This window comes from Demequina litoralis, assembly GCF_030418455.1.
GTDB classification, from domain to species: domain Bacteria; phylum Actinomycetota; class Actinomycetes; order Actinomycetales; family Demequinaceae; genus Demequina; species Demequina litoralis.
Map to the genome: position 1 here is coordinate 186,673 of NZ_JAUHPW010000001.1, position 18,132 is coordinate 204,804.

General features: G+C 74.2%; 18 protein-coding genes. 10 read left to right on the top strand and 8 right to left on the bottom strand.

Features of this window, described 5'->3' with window-relative positions; genetic code table 11:
- Positions 1-56: 56 nt before the first annotated feature.
- Positions 57-632, top strand: a complete 576-nt coding sequence (locus tag QQX09_RS00835) for a TetR/AcrR family transcriptional regulator (RefSeq protein ID WP_301130815.1) — start codon at positions 57-59, stop codon at positions 630-632.
- Between the two features lie 71 nt (positions 633-703).
- On the opposite strand, the gene QQX09_RS00840 is transcribed toward QQX09_RS00835, so the two are convergent.
- The 5 genes from QQX09_RS00840 to QQX09_RS00860 all read right to left on the bottom strand — a co-directional run bounded on the left by QQX09_RS00840 (position 704) and on the right by QQX09_RS00860 (position 6,917).
- Entirely contained in the window at positions 704-1,615 is a 912-nt protein-coding gene (locus QQX09_RS00840) for a glutaminase (protein ID WP_301130816.1), read from the bottom strand.
- Between the two features lie 25 nt (positions 1,616-1,640).
- Positions 1,641-3,368: an AMP-binding protein gene (locus QQX09_RS00845; protein ID WP_301130817.1), complete on the bottom strand. Its 1,728-nt coding sequence runs from the start codon at positions 3,366-3,368 to the stop codon at positions 1,641-1,643.
- A 74-nt stretch (positions 3,369-3,442) separates the two neighbouring features.
- Positions 3,443-4,300, bottom strand: a complete 858-nt coding sequence (locus QQX09_RS00850) for a MaoC/PaaZ C-terminal domain-containing protein (protein WP_301130818.1) — start codon at positions 4,298-4,300, stop codon at positions 3,443-3,445.
- Positions 4,300-5,649: a 3-oxoacyl-ACP reductase gene (locus QQX09_RS00855; protein ID WP_301130819.1), complete on the bottom strand. Its 1,350-nt coding sequence runs from the start codon at positions 5,647-5,649 to the stop codon at positions 4,300-4,302. Before QQX09_RS00855 ends, QQX09_RS00850 begins: the two co-directional genes overlap by 1 nt.
- On the bottom strand, positions 5,649-6,917 hold the full coding sequence (locus QQX09_RS00860; RefSeq protein ID WP_301130820.1) for an acetyl-CoA C-acetyltransferase: 1,269 nt from the start codon (positions 6,915-6,917) through the stop codon (positions 5,649-5,651). Before QQX09_RS00860 ends, QQX09_RS00855 begins: the two co-directional genes overlap by 1 nt.
- 76 nt (positions 6,918-6,993) lie before the next feature.
- On the opposite strand from QQX09_RS00860, the gene QQX09_RS00865 reads away from it, so the two are divergent.
- The 4 genes from QQX09_RS00865 (at position 6,994) to QQX09_RS00880 (ending at position 11,635) form a co-directional block, all read left to right on the top strand.
- Positions 6,994-7,617, top strand: a complete 624-nt coding sequence (locus QQX09_RS00865; protein ID WP_301130821.1) for a TetR/AcrR family transcriptional regulator — start codon at positions 6,994-6,996, stop codon at positions 7,615-7,617.
- A 26-nt stretch (positions 7,618-7,643) separates the two neighbouring features.
- Positions 7,644-9,593, top strand: a complete 1,950-nt coding sequence (locus QQX09_RS00870) for an acyl-CoA dehydrogenase family protein (protein WP_301130822.1) — start codon at positions 7,644-7,646, stop codon at positions 9,591-9,593.
- Positions 9,594-9,694: 101 nt separating this feature from the next.
- Positions 9,695-10,954: an MFS transporter gene (locus QQX09_RS00875; protein ID WP_301130823.1), complete on the top strand. Its 1,260-nt coding sequence runs from the start codon at positions 9,695-9,697 to the stop codon at positions 10,952-10,954.
- A 63-nt stretch (positions 10,955-11,017) separates the two neighbouring features.
- Complete coding sequence (locus QQX09_RS00880; RefSeq protein ID WP_301130824.1) at positions 11,018-11,635, top strand: YitT family protein; 618 nt, start codon at positions 11,018-11,020, stop codon at positions 11,633-11,635.
- Here the strand turns inward: QQX09_RS00880 and QQX09_RS00885 are convergent.
- Positions 11,623-12,123: a glutathione peroxidase gene (locus QQX09_RS00885; protein ID WP_301130825.1), complete on the bottom strand. Its 501-nt coding sequence runs from the start codon at positions 12,121-12,123 to the stop codon at positions 11,623-11,625. The two genes, QQX09_RS00880 and QQX09_RS00885, sit on opposite strands and share 13 nt — an antisense overlap.
- A gap of 81 nt (positions 12,124-12,204) precedes the next feature.
- Here QQX09_RS00885 and QQX09_RS00890 point away from each other — a divergent pair, with 81 nt between their 5' ends.
- A complete protein-coding gene (locus QQX09_RS00890; protein WP_301130826.1) occupies positions 12,205-13,458 on the top strand; it encodes a DUF2254 domain-containing protein in 1,254 nt (417 codons plus the stop codon).
- Positions 13,455-14,348 carry an NUDIX domain-containing protein gene (locus tag QQX09_RS00895; protein WP_301130827.1) on the top strand — a complete coding sequence of 298 codons (894 nt, stop codon included), beginning with the start codon at positions 13,455-13,457 and terminating at the stop codon, positions 14,346-14,348. Before QQX09_RS00890 ends, QQX09_RS00895 begins: the two co-directional genes overlap by 4 nt.
- Here QQX09_RS00895 and QQX09_RS00900 read toward each other — a convergent pair.
- Both QQX09_RS00900 and QQX09_RS00905 read right to left on the bottom strand, forming a co-directional pair.
- The gene (locus QQX09_RS00900) at positions 14,336-15,412 is read right to left on the bottom strand and encodes a class I SAM-dependent methyltransferase (RefSeq protein WP_301130828.1); all 1,077 of its coding nucleotides are present in this window, start codon (positions 15,410-15,412) and stop codon (positions 14,336-14,338) included. The genes QQX09_RS00895 and QQX09_RS00900 overlap by 13 nt on opposite strands.
- A 66-nt stretch (positions 15,413-15,478) precedes the next feature.
- Entirely contained in the window at positions 15,479-16,105 is a 627-nt protein-coding gene (locus tag QQX09_RS00905) for an alpha/beta hydrolase (RefSeq protein ID WP_301130829.1), read from the bottom strand.
- 57 nt (positions 16,106-16,162) lie between these two features.
- On the opposite strand from QQX09_RS00905, the gene QQX09_RS00910 reads away from it, so the two are divergent.
- From QQX09_RS00910 to deoD, 3 genes are all read left to right on the top strand, one after another.
- Entirely contained in the window at positions 16,163-16,375 is a 213-nt protein-coding gene (locus QQX09_RS00910) for a hypothetical protein (RefSeq protein ID WP_301130830.1), read from the top strand.
- 105 nt (positions 16,376-16,480) lie between these two features.
- Entirely contained in the window at positions 16,481-17,392 is a 912-nt protein-coding gene (locus QQX09_RS00915; protein ID WP_301130831.1) for a PfkB family carbohydrate kinase, read from the top strand.
- Between the two features lie 35 nt (positions 17,393-17,427).
- Complete coding sequence (gene deoD, locus QQX09_RS00920; protein ID WP_301130832.1) at positions 17,428-18,132, top strand: purine-nucleoside phosphorylase; 705 nt, start codon at positions 17,428-17,430, stop codon at positions 18,130-18,132.

The following is an 18,132-nucleotide window of genomic DNA, read 5'->3' on the forward strand; positions in this document are numbered from 1 at the left end:
CCGCGACCGCAGTTGATCGGTTGATCAACTGGGCCCGAACCTACAGAATCGTCCCCATGCCGTCAACGACCCCCGCAGCCGCGCAGCGCCTCGCCGGACCCGAGCGACGCGCCGCGATCCTCACCGCCGCCACCGAGCTCGCGCTCTCCGAGGGCCTCGCCGCGCTTACGCTGCGCCGCGTGGGGGAGCGCGCCGGCGTCGCGTCGGGCCTGGTCGCCCACTACGTGGATGGCATGGACGCGCTGGTGGCCGAGGTGTTCGCCCGCATCTCCGGGGAGGAGCGCGCCGAGGTGGCCCGGGTGGAAGGCGTCGCGGCGGTGGTGCGCACCCTCACCGACGGCAGCCGCGACGCGGTCACCCTCGTGTGGGTGCAGGCCTGGGCGGCGGCGCCCGGCAATGCGGAGCTCGCGCGCGCCGTGCGCGCGGAGATGGACGCCTGGCAGGGGCTGCTCGAGGAGCGGCTCCGTGAGGCCGGAGCCCCCGACCCTGCCCCTGTCGCGCGGGTCCTGCTGGGCATGATCGACGGCGTCAACGCCCATGGCCTCGCCGACTGGCGAGATCGCGCCGACCACGCGCCCCTGCTGATGCGGGCCCTCGAGTCGATGCTGGGCCTCCCCCTCGACTCCCCATGACAAAGGTGACAGGAGTGACTGCCGACACCTGAAGTCACCTGCGCCACATGCGTCACCTTCTTCATGGGGAATCAGGAGAGCAGCGCTGGGGCAAGGGTCCTCGCGATCCTTTGCGCGCGCAGGGGGTTGCCGGTCGGGTCGAGGCCGGGGGAGTAGGCGGCGAGGGCGCCCGCGCCCGGCGCGACCATCACGAGCCCGCCGGCGATGCCGCTCTTGGCCGGCAGACCGACCTCCGCCCTCCAGGACGCGGTCGCCTCGTACAGCCCGGCGAGCGCCATCGCCTCGAGCGCGATCGCGGCCGCCTCCTCGGACACGACCCGCGCGCCGGAGACGGGGTCGAGCCCGCCGTGGGCGAGCACGGCGCCCATGCGCGCGAGCTCCCGCACCGTGAGGCCCAGGCACGACTGGTACGTGTACAGGTGAAGCGCGTCCTCGAGGTCGCAGCCGAGCAGGGAGTGCTCGGCGAGCAGGCCCGCGAGCACCCGGTTGCGCTCGTTGGTGGCGTGGATCGCATCGACCATCACCGCGTCCGCGGCGAGCGCACGACCCGCGAAGGCCGATAGCCCTTCCCGGATCGCGGCCTCGCCCGCGCGCACGTCGCCGCCCCCGAGCAGGCTCGACGCCGTGATCGCGCCCGGGTTGACCATGGGGTTGGTCCTGCCGTCGGGCGCGTCGGTGATGGCGGCCGGGTCGTTGAACGCGCGTCCCGTCTCCCGCATCCCGGTGAGCGCCAGCACCCGCTCGGCCCCCAGCGCGTCGACCGCGAGCGCCAGCACGAAGGGCTTCGCCACCGACATGAGGATGAACCTCGCGTCGGCGTGGCCGGCAGCCGTCGGCGCCCCTGCGACGGGACGCACGGCGGCGGCCAGCAACGCGGGATCGACCGCTGCCAGGGCCGGGTAGACCGCGGTGACGCGGCCGGCCGGCCCGCGTCGCGCATCGTCCACCGCCGAGGCGAGGAGTGCGGAGGCGGGCGCGGTCACGCCAGCGATGCTCCCACGGATGGGCTCACTCGGCGCGCGAGGCCTCGAGCTCGCGCAGCTCGCGGCGCAGCACCTTGCCCACGTTGTTCTTGGGCAGCGCGTCGATGAACTCGATCTCGCGCGGACGCTTGTAGCCCGTGAGGCGCTCCTTGAGGAACACGCGGAGGTCGTGCTCGGTCAGCGACTCGTCGCGACGCACCACGAAGAGCTTGGGCACCTCGCCCGAGTGCTCGTTCGGGATCGGGATCGCGCCCGCCTCGACCACGCCGGGGTGCAGCATCGCCGCGTCCTCGATCTCGCCGGGGTACACGTTGAAGCCGCCGCAGACGATGATCTCCTTCTTGCGGTCGACGATGCGGAAGAAGCCGTCCTCGTCCTCGATCGCGACGTCGCCGGTGAGCAGCCAGCCGTCCTCGGTCAGCACGCGACGCGTCTCGTCCTCGTTCTTCCAGTAGCCGCGCATGACCTGCGGGCCGCGGACGGCGAGCTCGCCGCGCTCGCCCAGCGGCAGCGGCTTGGCCTCGTCGTCGACGATGCGCACGTCCGTGCTCGGCAGCGGCACGCCGATGGTGCCGATGCGCGGGGGCACGTGCGTGGGGTTGACGCTCACCACGGGCGAGGCCTCGGTGAGCCCGTAGCCCTCGGTGATGTCGTGGCCCGTGACGGCCTTCCAGCGGTCCGAGACCGACGAGCGCACGGCCATGCCGCCGCCGACCGTGAGCTTGAGGCGGTCGAAGTCGATGTCCGCGAAGCCCTCGGCGTCGAGCAGCGCGCCGGCGAGGGTGCTCACGAGGATGAGACCGTCCGGCTGGGACGCGTCGAGCGTCTTGACGAAGCCGCCGAGGTCGCGCGGGTTGGTGATGAGCACGTTGTGCGCGCCGAAGCGGAAGAACCCGATGCAGTTCACCGTAAGGGAGAACACGTGGTACAGCGGCAGCGCGGCGATGATCACCGACTGGCGCTCCTCGCCGAGCGTGTTGCGGATCTGCGCCATGAACTGGTCCTGGTTGGCCAGGAGGTTGCCGTGCGTGAGGACCGCGGCCTTCGCCCCGCCGCCGGTGGTGCCGCCGGTGTACTGGAGGAACGCGACGTCGTCGTGCGTGAGGCCCGGGTCGGCGAGACGCTCGTGCGCGCCGGCCGCCATCGCCTTGGTGAAGGGGATCGCCCGGGGCAGGTCGTACGCGGGCACCATCTTCTTCACCTTGGCGGCGACGAAGTTGACGATCGCGCGCTTGGGCTGGGGCAGCATGTCCGCCACCTGCGTGACGATCACGTGCTCGATGGTCGTGTCGGCGAGGATCTCCGCGACCTTGTCCGCGAAGTTAGCGAGGACCACGATGGCCTTCGGCTCGGCGTCGCGGAACACGCCCTCCATCTCCCGCGCGGTGTAGAGCGGGTTCGCGTTGACCACGATGAGGCCCGCGCGCAGGGCGCCGTACAGGGCGACCGGGTACTGGAGCAGGTTCGGCATCTGGATGACGATGCGGTCGCCCTTGACCAGGCCGAGGTCGTGCTGGAGGAAGGCCGCGAAGCGCGTCGCGAGACGGTCCACGTCGCGGAACGAGAGGGTGCCGCCGAGGTTGGAGAACGCGACCCGGTCGCCGTGGTTGCGGGCCGCCTCCGCGACCATCTCGCCGAGCGAGCCCTCGGGAGCGGGGTCGATCGCGTGGGGGACGCCCGGGCCGTAGTAGCGGTACCAGGGACGCTCGTCGCCGTTGACGGGGTCGTAGGCCGGGGGGATCTCAGATGGCATGGGGGAGGTCATCCTCGTCGATGGGTGGATAGGGCTGGGCTGCATTGTGGTGCCTGGAGCTGCGCCCGCGCCAATCAGCGCGCAGCACCGACATCCAGCAATACGTGGGGTTTCGCACCGTCCTTGGTGGTCACCGCCAAGCGGAGGCCCTCAACGTTGGGGGATACCGCAAGGCCCACGGTAGCGGGCAGGAGGATGGGCTTGAGGAAGGCGGCCTCGGCGCGGTGCGCCTCCGGCAGCCGTCCCTCCACCGCCGCGAGCGCCCGCGCGTGCGTCCACATGCCGTGGATGATGGGGCGCGCGAAGCCGAAGGCGCGCGCCGCGACCCGGCTCGTGTGGATGAGGTTGGGGTCCTGCGACACGCGCCGGTAGCTGCGCCCCAGGTCCGCGGGGAGCCGCCAGCGGGCGATGGGGGCGACGGGCTCCCACGGGTCCCGCTCGACGGGGGCGGGCTCCCCGGGCGCCGTCATGCCGGTCGCGAGGTACGTGCTCACTCCCTCCCACACCGTCTCGCCGTCGACCTTGGCGCGCCCGACGAGGTCGAGCATCGCGCCGCGCGCGTGCGGGCGCAGGTGGTCGGCATGGACCTGCAGCGCGAGGCGTGCGCCGGCGTCCACCGCACGGTGCATGGTCATGGTGTTCGTGGCGTGGACCGCACCCACGAGGCGCACGGACGAGCGACGGTCGCCCAGCAGCGCGACGTGCAGCGGGAAGGTGAGGACGTGGATCCACGTCGCCGGCACGGAGTCGCGGAGCGTGAAGCCGCACACGCGCGAGTAGGCGGCGAGGCGGTCGCGGTCCTGCACCACGCCGTCGACGCGCACCGCGTGCGCCGGGATCCTCGCCTCGGTCGAGCGGCTCGGCACGAGCGCCCGCGCGAATGCGGCCCCCATCGCGGGCAGCGCCTCGAGGGTCTCGACGTCGCGGCCCATCAGGCGCCCACCATGTTCTGGCCGCACACCCGCACCACCTGGCCGGTCACGCCCTGGGACGCGGGGTCGACGAGGTAGCCGATGGTCTCGGCGACGTCGACGGGTTGCCCGCCCTGGTTGAGGCTGTTGACGCGGCGGAAGATCTCGCGCTGCACGAAGGGGATGCGCGCGGTCATCTCGGTCTCGATGAAGCCGGGGGCGACCGCGTTGGCGGTGATGCCGCGATCGGCGAGGTCGGGGGCCATCGCCGCGACCAGCCCCGCGACGCCGGCCTTGGACGCGGCGTAGTTGGTCTGGCCCTTGTTGCCGGCGAGGCCCGAGGTGGAGGCCACGCCGACGATGCGGCCGTCGTCGGCCATGCCGCCGTCCGTGGCGGGGTCGAGGAGCACCGCGTTGATCCGCATCTCCGCGGCGAGGTTGACATCGAGCACGGAGGCCCAGCGGGCGGCGTCCGTGTTGACGAGCATCTTGTCGCGCGTGATGCCCGCGTTGTGGACCATCGCGTGGATGCGGGTGCCGCGCGCGGCGACGTGCTCGGCGATCCGTGCGCCCGCATCGTCCGCGGTGATGTCGAGCTGGAGCGCGGTGCCGCCGATCTCGTTGGCGACCGCCGCGAGCGACTCGCCGGCCGCAGGGATGTCGACCGCGACCACGGAGGCGCCGTCCCGGGCGAGCGTCCGCGCGATCGCCGCGCCGATGCCGCGCGCCGCACCGGTGACCACGCAGACGCGGCCCTCGAGCGGGCGCTCCTCCAGGCGCGTAGTGGCGGCGCCGGCGGGGCGCACGTGCCACGTCTGCCCGTCGACGAAGGCCGAGCGGCCCTGGAGCACGAAGCCGAGCGTCGAGACGAGATCGCCCGCCTCGACGCCCTCGTGCGCGTAGATCAGGGTCGCGGTCGCGCCGCCCCTGAGCTCCTTCGCGACCGTGCGGTTGATGCCGTCGAGGGCGCGGGCGACGGCATCGGCCTCCCAGTCCTGGCCGGTGGCGGGACGCGTGACGACGACGATGCGCCCCGAGCGTTCGATGCCGCGCACGGCGGGCCTGAGCACGGCGCGCAGCGGCTCGAGCTCGGCGACGGTGCGCACGTCGGTGGCGTCGACCACGAGGGCGCCGATGCGGTCGCCGTATCCCGGTGCGTCGTCGCCCGTGTCGATCACGGGCGCCTCGTGCGGGCGCCCGAGGAGGCTCAGCACATCAGCGACGAGCGTCGACGGGCCGAGCGCGGCGAGCACCAGGGGTCCGTGGGGGAACTCGCGGCCCCGGCGCAGGCGCGGCGGCTCGGCGAGGCCCGCCTTGGCGGCGACCCTGCGACCGACGGGGGAGTAGTAGGCCTTCTCGAGCGCGCTCATCACACCGCCTCCAGGATCGCGACGACGCCCTGGCCGCCGGCGGCGCAGACCGAGATGAGGCCGCGCGTGCCCGGGCCGCGCTCGTGCAGGAGCTTCGCGAGCGTGGGTACGATGCGGGCGCCGGTGGCGGCGAACGGGTGGCCCGCCGCAAGCGACGAGCCGGCGATGTTGAGGCGGTCGCGGTCGATCGCGCCGATGGGCCCGTCGAGCCCGAGCGACCGGCAGTAGTCCTCGTCCTGCCACGCCTTGAGCGTCGCCAGCACGGTCGACGCGAAGGCCTCGTGGATCTCGAAGAGGTCGATGTCGTCCACGGTGAGGCCCTGGCGGGCGAGCAGCCGCCCGGTGGCGCCGACGGGCGCGAGCAGCAGGTCGGCTCCGCCCGGGTGGTCGACGGCGGCGACCTCGGCATCGACGATGCGCGCCCACGGTGTGAGATGGTGCGCGACGGCCCACTCCTCGGTCGCCAGCAGCACCGCGGCGGCGCCGTCCGACAGCGGCGTCGAGTTGCCGGCCGTCATCGTGCCGTCGGGTCCGCCGAACGCGGGCCTGAGCGTGCCGAGCCGCTCGACGCTGGTGTCGGGGCGCAGCACCGCGTCACGGGTGACGCCCTGGTACGGCGTGACGAGGTCGTCGAAGAAGCCGCGCTCCCAGGCCTCCGCGAGGCGGTGGTGGCTGGCAGCGGCGAGCTCGTCCTGCGCCTGGCGATCGATCTCCCAGCGGATGGTCGTGACGGCCTGGTGCTCGCCCATCGACAGCCCGGTCCGCGGTTCCGCGACGCGGGGGGCGGCGGGGGCGAGGTGGCCGGGGCGCACCTTGGCGAAGGCGGCGAGGCGCTCCTTCGCGGAGCGGGCGCGGGAGGCCTGGAGCAGGATGCGTCGCAGCGGGTCGCTCACGCTGATCGGCGCGTCCGAGGCGGAGTCGACGCCCGCGGCGATGCCGTGGGTGAGCTGGCCGAGGGCGATCTTGTTCGCGATGTACATCGTGGTCTCGAGGCCCGTGGCGCAGGCCTGCTGGAGGTCGCATGCCGGCGTCTCGGGCGCGAGCGCCGAGCTCAGCACGGCCTCGCGCGTGAGGTTGAAGTCGTTCGGGTGCTTGAGGACCGCACCTCCCGCGACCTCCCCGATGCGCTCGCCCGCGAGGCCGGTCCGGGCCACGAGCCCGTCCAGCGCCGCCGTGAGCATGTCATGGTTGGACGCCCGCGCGTACGGGCCTCCCGCCTTCGCGAACGGGATCCTGTTCCCACCGACGACCACGACCTTGTGGTGCATAGCTCCTCCGATGCCTCTCGGTGACTAACCGATACCGACGGTAGCAGATACCGCGAGTACTGGTTATGGTGGGGTCATGGCCACCGATGGCAGGGACACCCGCTGGGAGCAGCATCGCGTCGACAGGCGCCGCGAGCTGGTCTCCCACGCCCTGCGCGCCATCCGCGTGCACGGCCCCGGCGTCGCGATGGAGGACATCGCCGCGCGGGCCGGGACGTCGAAGACCGTGATCTACCGGCACTTCGGCGACCGCGCGGGCCTCTACGCGGCGATCGTGGAGGCGGTGCACGACTACATCCACTCGGGCCTCATGGCGGCGCTCGAGGTGACCGATGCGGCCGACCTCGGCCGGATGGCCGGCGACCTCGCGGACGCGTACCTGGGCCTCGTCGAGCACGACCCCCACATCTACCGCTTCGTGCTCGCAGCCCCCGCCGCACAAGGCTCGCCGGACTCGGATCCCGCCGGTGCGCTGCCGGACATCATGGGCCGGCATGTCTCGGCCGCGATCGCCGAGCGTCTGGTGCTGTCGGGGCTCGACGCCTCGTCCGCCCCGATCTGGGGCCACGGCCTGGTGGGCTTCATCCGTGCCGCCGCCGACCAGTGGATGCTCACCGAGCCGCGGCCGCCGCGCGCCGAGGTCGTCACGCACATCACCGCAGTCTTCACGCCCGGATTCAAGGGCGCGATCGCCACCTGACCCACCCCGACCCGTAAGGAGCAACAATGACGTTGACCGACGAGACCCCGGCCCCGCTCGCGCACGAGCGCCTCACGACGCTGGGCGCCGCGCTGCGCACCGCGCTCGACGGGCCCTACGCCGCCGAGCGCGCGGTCAACCGCGCGACGTACCCGGCGGAGGGGTCGCTGCGGCCCGTCGGGCTGGGAGTCGAGGAGTCCCGGGACTGGACGCTCGCGCGGCTGCGGGCGCTGGACGAGGCGGGCTTCGGCTCGGCCGGGGTCCCGGAGCGCGCGGGCGGGCACGCCGACCCGCTCGAGGCCGTGCTCACGTTCGAGACCCTCGCGAAGACGGACCTGTCGGTCACCATCAAGTCGGGCGTGCAGTTCGGCCTCTTCGGGGGCGCGATCGCGAACCTCGGCACCGCGTGGCACCACGACACGTTCCTGCCCGGCGTCACGTCGATGGAGCTGCTGGGGTGCTTCGCCATGACCGAGCTGGGCCACGGCTCGGACGTCGCGAGCCTCGAGACGACCCTGACGTACGTACCGGCGACGGACGAGCTCGAGGTGCACTCTCCCACGGCCGCATCGACGAAGGCCTACATCGGCAACGCCGCCCGCGACGGGCGCATGGCGGCGGTCTTCGGCCAGCTCGTCGTGGCGGGGGAGAGTCACGGCGTCCACACCGTCCTCGTGCCGATCCGCGACGAGGCCGGGCGCGTGCTGCCGGGGGTCACCGTGGGCGACCACGGGCACAAGGGCGGCCTGCTCGGCATCGACAACGGCACGCTGCGCTTCGACCGCGTGCGCGTGCCGCGGCGCATGCTGCTCGACCGCTACGGCGGCGTGGGCGAGGACGGGGCGTACCGCTCCGCGATCGCGGACCCCAACCGGCGCTTCTTCACGATGCTCGGCACGCTGGTGCGGGGCCGGGTGTGCGTCGGCGGGGGCGGCTCCATGGCCGCACGACGCGCCCTGTCCATCGCGACCCGGCACGCGCTGCGCCGCCGGCAGTTCCCCGCGCCCGGCCGCCCCGACGGCGTGCTGCTGCTCGACTACGTGGTGCATCAGCGGCGCCTGCTGCCGCTGGTCGCCCGCGCGTACGCCTTCGGCGCCGCGCAGAACGAGCTCATCGGCGCGCTCGTGCACGTCCAGGGCGAGGACGAGAGCACCGAGCGCGACCAGCGCGAGCTCGAGACCTTCGCCGCCGGCATGAAGGCCATGCAGACGTGGTTCGCCAACCGCGCGGTGCAGGAGGCGCGCGAGGCGTGCGGCGGCGCCGGCTACCTCAGCGAGAACGAGCTCACCGCGCTGCGAGGCGACGTCGACATCTTCGCCACGTTCGAGGGCGACAACACCGTGCTCATGCAGCTCGTCGCGAAGGCGCTGCTCACCGACTACCGGCACGCGTGGAGCGCGCTCGACCGCTCGGGCGTGGTGCAGGCCACCACGCGCGCCGTGGGGGAGATGGTGATGGAGCGCACGGCGGCGGGGCTCATGCTCGACCGTCTCGCCTCGACCGCGCGGCGCCGGCCCGAGGAGACCACCCTCGTGGACCGCGGCTGGCACGCGATGATGTTCGAGGACCGCGAGCGCCACTCGCTGGAGTCGCTCGCGCGCCGCATGCGCGCCGCCTCCAAGTCCGGCGGCGACCAGTTCGAGGCCTTCAACCGGCTCGGACCCCACGTGCAGTTCGTCGCGCGGGCGCACATGGAGCGCGTCACGCTGGCGGCGCTGGTGAAGCTGGTCGACGCGTGCGAGGACGCCGAGGCGCGCGAGGTGCTCGAGCGGGTGTGCAGCCTCTACGCGCTGTCGAGCATCGCGGGCGACCGCGCCTGGTTCCTCGAGCACAACCGGGTCACCGCTGCCCGGTCCAAGGCGATCGGCGACCAGATCGACGCGCTGTGCCGTGAGCTGCGGCCGCACGCGCTGGCGCTGGTCGAGGGGCTCGGCATCCCGCGTGGCTGGCTGGCGGCGGCTCTCCTCGAGGACTGACGCCCCCGGATCCAGGGAATCGCGGCGGGGGCCGCGTGGTTGACTGAGGACCGCGCGCTCGACGACGAGCGGAACCACCCTCGTCACAGATCGGCGCCTTCATGACCTCGCTCAGCCCCGCGCGCACGCGCCTGGCCCTCCTCGCGCTCGCGCTCGGCGGCTTCGGCATCGGCACCACCGAGTTCGTCGCGATGGGCCTCCTGCCGGACATCGCGCGCGACCTGCTGCCGAGCCTCTACGCGCAGGACCCGGACGCCGCGATCGCTCGCGCCGGCATCGTCATCTCCGCCTATGCGATCGGCGTCGTCGTGGGCGCGCCGACGATCGCGGCGGTGGCCGCCCGCTTCCCCCGCAAGGCGCTGCTGACGGCGCTCGCCGCGGCCTTCACGCTCGGCACGGTCGCCTCCGCGCTCGCGCCCACCTTCGAGACGGTGGTCGCGGCGCGCGTGCTCGCGGGCCTGCCGCATGGCGCGTACTTCGGCGTCGCCGCGCTCGCCGCAGCCGACCTCATGGGGCCCGGCAGGCGGGGCCGCGCGGTCGCCTTCGTGCTCTCCGGGCTCACGATCGCGAACGTCGTGGGCGTGCCCGCCATCACGTGGGTGGGCCAGCAGTCCGGGTGGCGCGTCGCCTACCTCGGGGTCGCCGCGATCTTCGCGCTCACCACGGCCGCGATCGCGGTGCTCGTGCCCGGCGCGCCCGGCGACCCGCGCGCGACCATGCGCCGCGAGCTGTCGGCCTTCGCCCGGCCCGCGGTCTGGTTCGCCCTCGCGACGGGCGCGCTCGGCTTCGGCGGCTTCTTCGCCGTGTACTCCTACGTTTCCCCGCTCGCGACGGAGGTCACCGGGACGGGGGAGGGCTTCGTGCCGCTCGCGCTCATCGTGCTCGGCCTTGGCATGACGGTCGGCAACGTCGTCGGCGGGCGCATGGCCGACCGCGGCGCGATGCGGTCCGTCTTCCAGCTCTTCGCCGCGTTCGCGGCATCGCTGCTGGCGCTCGCGCTCGGCGCCGGCACGGTGCCCGGGCTCCTGGTCGGGCTGTTCGCCGTGGGCGCCTCGGCCGCCGCGATCTCGCCCGCGATCCAGACGCGGCTGATGGACGTGGCCGGCGACAGCCAGACCATCGCCGCGGCCGTCAACCACTCCGCTCTCAACCTCGGCAACAGCCTCGGCGCCTTCCTCGGCGGCGCCGTCATCGCCGCCGGCTGGGGCTATCTCGCCCCCACCTGGGTGGGGCTCGCGCTGTGCGTGCCCGGCGTGCTCGCGGCGGTGGCGGGCTGGGCGGTCACCCGGGTCCCGGCGGACGATGCGATACCCTCCTTGGCGGCCGACGACGACCGGGTCGCGGCGCGTCCCGGCGCCTGATCCCGGCCGCAGCACGCCCCCACCGGGGCGACACGCACGCCCGCGCATCACCGGAGGACCCCCGTGACCGTCATCGAGCCGCCCGTCGAGATCAAGAAGCACGCCCTCTGGGAGGACGCGCTCGCGCTGCTCATCGGCTCGTTCCTCATGTCCTGGGGCATGTACCTGCTCAACGCCATCGACGGCGTCACCGGCGGCCTCGCGGGCGTCGCGTTCCTCACGAGCTACGTGTCCGGCTGGCAGCTCGGCCTCGTGTACTTCCTCGTCAACGTGCCGTTCTACTGGCTCGCCGTGCGGCGCATGGGCTGGGCCTTCACCGCGAAGACCCTCACGGCCGTCGCGCTCATCTCGGTCGGCGTGGGCCTCCACCCGGAGTTCATCGACGTGACCTCGCTCGACCCCATGTACGCCGCGATCTTCGCGGGCCTCGCGGTCGGCACCGGCATGATCGTGCTGTTCCGCCACGGAGCGAGCGCGGGCGGCTTCGGCATCCTCGCGCAGTACCTCCAGAAGTCCCGCGGCTGGCGGGCGGGCTACGTCCAGCTCGCGCTCGACCTGTGCGTCATCGCCGCCTCGGTCGCCCTGGTCGAGCCGTGGATCCTGCTGTGCTCGATCGTCGGCGGCGTGCTCCTCAACCTCGTGGTGGCGATCAACCACCGGCCGGGCCGCTACTTCGGCTGAGCCGGCAGGGCGGCCAGCGCCGCCCGGATGTCCGCCGCGATGGCGGACGGCTCCGTCGTGGGCGCGTAGCGCCGGACCACCCGGCCGTCCGCACCCACGAGGAACTTGGTGAAGTTCCACTTGATGCGCCCGCCGGTGAGGCCCCGCGTCTCCCGCGTGAGCCACCGGTACAGCGGGTGCGCGGCGCGCCCGTTGACGTCGATCCGCGCGAACATCGGGAACGACACCCCGTAGCTCGCGCGGCAGAACGCGCCGATCTCCTCCGACGTGCCCGGCTCCTGCCGCGCGAACTGGTTGCAGGGGAACCCGAGGATGACGAGTCCGTCCCCGCCGAGCTCGCGGTGGAGCGCCTCGAGACCCTCGAGCTGCGGAGTGAGGCCGCAGCGCGACGCGGTGTTGACGACGAGCACGACCCGGCCCGCGTAGTCGGCGAGGTCCCGCTCGGTCCCGTCGAGGGCGATCGCGGAGAAGTCGTGAAGCGTGGTCATCCGTTCATTCTGGCACCGGCGCGTGGGGCGGTGGAAGCGCCCCGGGCCAGGCAGGATGGAGGCGACACGGAGGGAGGGGCCATGGACGCGAGCGGGTGGCGCCTGGCCTTCGTGCGTCTCACGCGGCGCCTGTGGTTCCGGCTCGCGGCCTTCGCGGTCGGCGCGGTGGCGGTCGCGCTGCTCGCGGGAGCGGCCGGTTCGTGGCCCACGTCGGTGGTGCCCGTGGATCTCGGGCAGGGCTCCGTGCAGACGCTGCTGCAGATCCTCGCGACCTCGATGCTCGCGGTCACCACGTTCTCGCTCACCGTGATGGTGTCCGTCTACGCGTCCGCCGCCTCCGTGTCGACGCCGCGCGCGACCCAGCTGCTCGTCGAGGATCAGACCTCGCAGCATGCGCTCGCCACGTTCCTCGGCGCGTTCGTGTACTCGATCGTGGGCATCGCCGCGCTGTCGACCGGCTACTACGGCGAGGACGGGCGCATCGTTCTCTACGCGGGCACGCTCGTGGTGATCGCGCTCGTGGTGATCACGCTGCTGCGCTGGATCCAGCATCTCGTGGGCTTCGGGCGCATGGCCGACGTCCTCGACCGGGTCGAGCGCGCCGCGTGCGACGCCGCGACCGAGGCGGCCCGGCGCCCGCACCTCGGCGGGCTGCCGCCCGTACCGGTGCCCGCGACCGCGTGGGCGGTCGAGGCGGCGGTCGCGGGCGTCGTGACGCGCATCGACCTGCAGGCCCTCTCGACGGTGGCCGAGCGCTGCGGCGGGCGCGTCCACGTCCTGGTGCGGGCCGGCGCGGCGGTCGCGCGCGGCGAGGCGCTCGCCCGCGTCGAGCGCGGCGGCGAGGACGAGCACGGCGGCGCGGTGCGACGGGCGTTCCTCGTCGAACGTCACCGCACGTACGACCAGGACCCCCGGCTGGGCATGGTCGCGCTCGGCGAGATCGGCAGCCGCGCGCTGTCGCCGTCGACCAACGACCCGGGCACCGCGATCGAGGCGCTCAACGCCATCCAGCGGGTCCTCACCGCGGCCCTCACCACCGCGCCGGACGGCGAGACCGCGCATGCTCGCGTCCACGTGCCCTCGGTCGCGCTCGCCGACCTGGTCGAGGACGGCGTGCGGCCCATCGCGAGGGACGGCGCCGCGCTCGTCGAGGTGGGGCTGCGGGTCCAACGCGTCCTGGGCGGGCTGCTCCACGTCGCCGGTGACGAGGACGCCGCCGTGCTGCGGGAGGCGTCCCGCCGCGCGGAGCGCCGCGCCGCCGCGGGGCTCTCGGACCCGGGCGACGTCGCGCTGGTCGGGCAGGCGGCGGCGCGCGCACGGGGCGAGGCGGCATGAGCCGGCCCCCGCGTCTCCGCGCCGACCGCGACCCGGGCGACAACTGGGCGGTCGCGCCCGACGGCACGCGGTACTGGGGCGCGTTCGGCGCGGCCGGGCTGCTCGCTCACGACGTCGAGCGGGGCATCCTGCTCCAGCACCGCGCGGAGTGGAGCCACCACGGGGGCACGTGGGGCATCCCCGGCGGGGCCCGCCACCAGGGCGAGGGGCCGCTGTCGGCGGCGCTGCGCGAGGCCTCCGAGGAGGCGGGGGCGCCCTCCGGTCGGCTGAGGCCCCGCGCGCTGCACGTCCTCGACCGCGAGGTGTGGACCTACACGACCGTGGTGGCCGAGGTGACCGAGCCGTTCGAGCCCGTCGCCGGCGACGAGGAGAGCCTCGAGCTCGCGTGGGTCGCGCTGGACGAGGTGGCCGGACGCGAGCTGCACCCCGGCTTCGCCGCCTCCTGGCCCGTGCTCCGGGAGGCGCTCGCGCATCGTCCCGCGCTCGTCGTGGACGCGGCCAACGTGGTCGGCGCGGTGCCCGACGGCTGGTGGCGCGACCGGGCGGGCGCGGCCGCGCGCCTCGTCGGACGTCTCGAGGAACTCGCCCAGGCAGGCATGGACGCGGGGGAGTGGGACCTGCCGCTGCAGCGGTGGTTCCCACGCATCGTCGCCGTGGTCGAGGGACGGGCCCGCGGCACCGCGCCCGGCACGGGCGTCGAGGTCGTCGACGCGCCCGGCTCGGGGGACGATGCGATCGTCGCGCAGACGCACGCGCTCGCCGCGGCGGGGCACGCGGTCACGGTGGCGACGTCCGACCGCGGGCTGCGCGCGCGCGTCGAGCCGGTGGCCGCCACCCGCGGCGCGGGCTGGCTGATCGACGCCCTCGACGCCGCCCGTCAGCGCGGGTGATGGAGCCGGTAGAACCGGAAGAAGGCGAAGTCCTCGATCGGCAGGACCGTGACGTCGGCGAAGCCCGCGTCGGCCGCGTAGCCGCGCAGCACCGCGGGGCGCATCACCGTACCCGTGGCGGCGCTCGGCGTCGCGGACATGCTGTCGGGCAGGCACACGAGGATGCTGTAGCCGTACATGAGGCGCTCGACGTCGTCGCCCGGCCCCGCCGGCTGCTCCGCGACCGCCTCGTCCATCACCACGACGGCGCCGTCCTCGCGCACCGCGCCCCGGATCGCCTCGAGCACCTCGACCGGCTGCGGCATGTCGTGCAAGGCCTCGAGCACGAAGGCCGCGTCGTACGGCCCCTCGAGGCTCCCGGCGTCCTCATGGAGGAACTCGACCCGGTCGGCGAGCCCCGCCGCCGCGGCGTTGGAGCGCGCCTGCGCGATGGAGGGCTCATCGACGTCGACCCCCGTGACCCGCGCCTCCGGGTACGCCCGCGCGAGCGCCAGCGCGGACCAGCCCGCGCCGCAGGCGATGTCGGCGATCCTGGCGCCCGGCCGGGACAGGATGGCGTCGAGCTCGGGCACGGCCGCGAGCGCGGGCGCGAGCATGGTGTCGAACCACGGCCGGTTGACCTCGGCCTGCGCCCAGCGGGCGTCGTCGCCCAGGTCCGCCCAGCTCACCCCGCCGCCGTCGCGGTACGCCTCGAGCAGCGCCGGCATCTGGGTCGCGGCGGCGGCGACCATGCGCGCGATCGGCGCCGCGTACGCCAGGGAGCTGCCGTCGGTGAGCGCCTCGGCCGCGCCCGGCGGCAGCGCGAAGCGACGGATGCCTGCGTCGTCGGTGGCCGTCACCATGCCCGCGGCGGCCTGGTGCTCGAGCCACTCGCGGGCGTACCGCTCGTTCGTGCCGGTGGCCGTGGCGAGCGACGCGGGGGTGTGGGGTCCCGACTCGGCAAGCGCGCGGTACCACCCGAGCCGGTCGCCCAGGTGGATCGCCAGCGTCTCCATCGCCGCCATCGCCGAGCCGACCACGTGATCGGCCCACTCGTCCGCCGGTGCGTGCGCGTGCGGTGACATGGCCGCTCCTCCCCGTCGCCCTGCGGGCGCCCGTCCCCTCCATCGGAACCCAGGCGGGGGCGCGCGTCAACCGGGGAGGCGCGCCTCCAGGAAGGCGCGGACGTCCTCCATCTCCTCCTCGCAGATCGAGTGGCCGAGCCCCGGATAGACGTGGGCGTCGACCGTCGCATGCCGGGCGAGGAACTCGCGGGTACGGGCGACCGCGTCGGGCCAGATCACCGGATCCGCGTCGCCGCGTCCCCAGAACACCGCCGGGCGCGAGGCCGCGAGGGCGTCGTCCGCGGGCTGCGGGTCGACGGGGACGAAGCCCGCGAGCACCACCGGCGCCAGCACGCGCTCGGGGCGCGTGCGCAGCAGCTGGAGCGCCATCAGCCCGCCCTGGGAGAAGCCGACCGGGACGATGCGCGCGTCGTCCGCGACGTGCGCGTCGACCCACGCCCACACGGCGTCGGTCGCCTCGTCGATCGCCGCCTGGTCCATGCCGCCGTCGGGCGACAGCGGGAACCATGCGGCGCCGCCGTAGCCCATGTCGAGCGGGGCCCGCAGCGAGGCCCAGGGCAGGCCCGTCGGCAGCCATCGGGCGAGGCCGGGCAGGTCACGCTCGTGCGAGCCGAAGCCGTGCAGCAGGAGCGCGACGGCGGGCGAGGACGCGTCGGGGAGGACGGGGGAGAGGACGGAGCGCAGGTGGGCCACGCGCCCCAGTATCCCCGTCCCGCCCCGGATGGACGCCCACGCGTACGATGCGGAGCCATGAGCGAGCACACCGGCGGCGTCGACGAGGGCCGCGAGATCGAGCGCGCGCGCATCGTCGCGTACCTGGCCTTCCACGAGCACAGCGCGCGGACGAAGTCCACGGCGGCGCAGTCGGACGAGTCGCGCATCTACCAGACCACGATCGCCAACGCGATGCAGGCCATGCGCGAGGCGATCGAGGGCGGCTTCCACTGGAAGGCCGATCTCTAGCCCGCACCGTCGGGTCCCGTTGCGCCGCCCCGGTCGCGCGCCTAGGGTCCTCATGACGGCTGCCCCGGGCGCGCAACGGCGCGCGATCCCACGACAGGAGGCCCAGTGCACCGCGAAGTGACCGTCTTCGGCAGCGCGAACGCGGACCTGCGGGTGCTCGTCGACGCGCCGCCGCTGCGCGGCGAGGTGAAGGTCGCTCACGACCTCGAGATGGGGCCCGGCGGCAAGGGTCTCAACCAGGCCGTCGCGGCCGCGCGGATGGGAGCACGGACCACCTTCGTCGGCGCGGTGGGCAACGACGACCACGGCGCGATGCTGCTGCGATGCCTCGCCGAGTCGGGCGTCGAGGCCTGCGTCGACGAGGTCGAGGGGCGGGCGACCGGCGCGGCCCTCATCGCGGTCGACGACGACGGCGACATCACCGTGATCGAGCTGCCCGGGGCGAACGCGACGCTGGACGTGCTCTCCGACCGCGCCGACCACGTCGTGAGCCACACCGGGGTGCTGCTGCTGCAGCTCGAGAGCCCCGTCATGGGGTCCGCGCAGGCGGCGTCCCTCGCACGCGAGGAGGGGGGCACCGTGGTCCTCAACGCGGGGCCCCGTGGCGCCTCGGCGGCCGGCATGCTGCACCTGGTCGACGTGCTGGTCGCCGACGAGGAGGAGGCGGCGGCCCTCGCGGGGATGGAGGATGCGAGCCCCGAGGAGCTCGCGGCGGCGCTTGCCGCCAAGGTGCCGGCGGTCATCGTCTTCGGCGGCCTCCGAGGATCCGTCCTCGCGGACGCGGACGGCGTGCGTGCCCTGCCGCGCTACGTCGCCCACGCGCTGGACGCGTCGGCGGTCACCGACACCTTCTGCGGGGCGCTCGCCGCGGGTCTGGCGAGGCGGATGACCGTGGAGGAGGCGGCGCGCCGCGCGGTCGCCGCGGCCGCCCTCGCGGTGCAGCGGCCCGGGTCGGCGGACTCGATCCCGACCGCGGACGACGTCGACGACTTCCTCGCGCTCCAGCAGACGGGCTGAGCCGTCCCCCACGCACCCCATGAGAGGGTGGCCGCATGCCTACCCCTCACATCCGCGCCGAGCGCGGGCAGATCGCGGACCGCGTCATCATGCCGGGCGACCCCCGTCGCGCCGAGCGCATCGCCACCGACTACCTCGAGGACGCGGAGCTCGTCACGGACGTGCGGGGCATCCTCGGCTTCACCGGGACGTGGGAGGGGCGGCGGGTCACCGCGATGGCCTCCGGCATGGGCGCGCCGTCGATCACCATCTACGCGACCGAGCTCGCGCGCGAGTACGGTGTGCGGCAGATCGTGCGCGTGGGCACCTGCGGCGGCATGAGCACCGACGTCGCGGTGCGCGACGTCATCATCGCCACCGGGGCCCACACCGACTCGACCATGACGGCGAGCCGGATCCCGGGCGTCCAGTTCAGCCACCTCGCCGACTTCTCCCTCGCGCGCGCCGCGGTCGAGCAGGCCGAGCGCATGGGCGGCGACGCCGCGATCCACGCGGGTGCCGTGTTCACCTCCGACCACTTCTACCTCGACCGCCCCGCGCTCACCGAGGCGCTCACGGCGCACGGCACCCTCGCGGTCGAGATGGAGGCGGCCGCGCTCTACGCCGTCGGAGCGGCGGAGAAGGTGCGCACGCTCGCCGTCGTCACGGTGTCGGACCACCTGGTCACGGGGGAGAGCATGACCGCGGACGAGCGCGAGACCCAGTTCGACGCGGCCGCGAGGATCGCGCTCGCCCTCTAG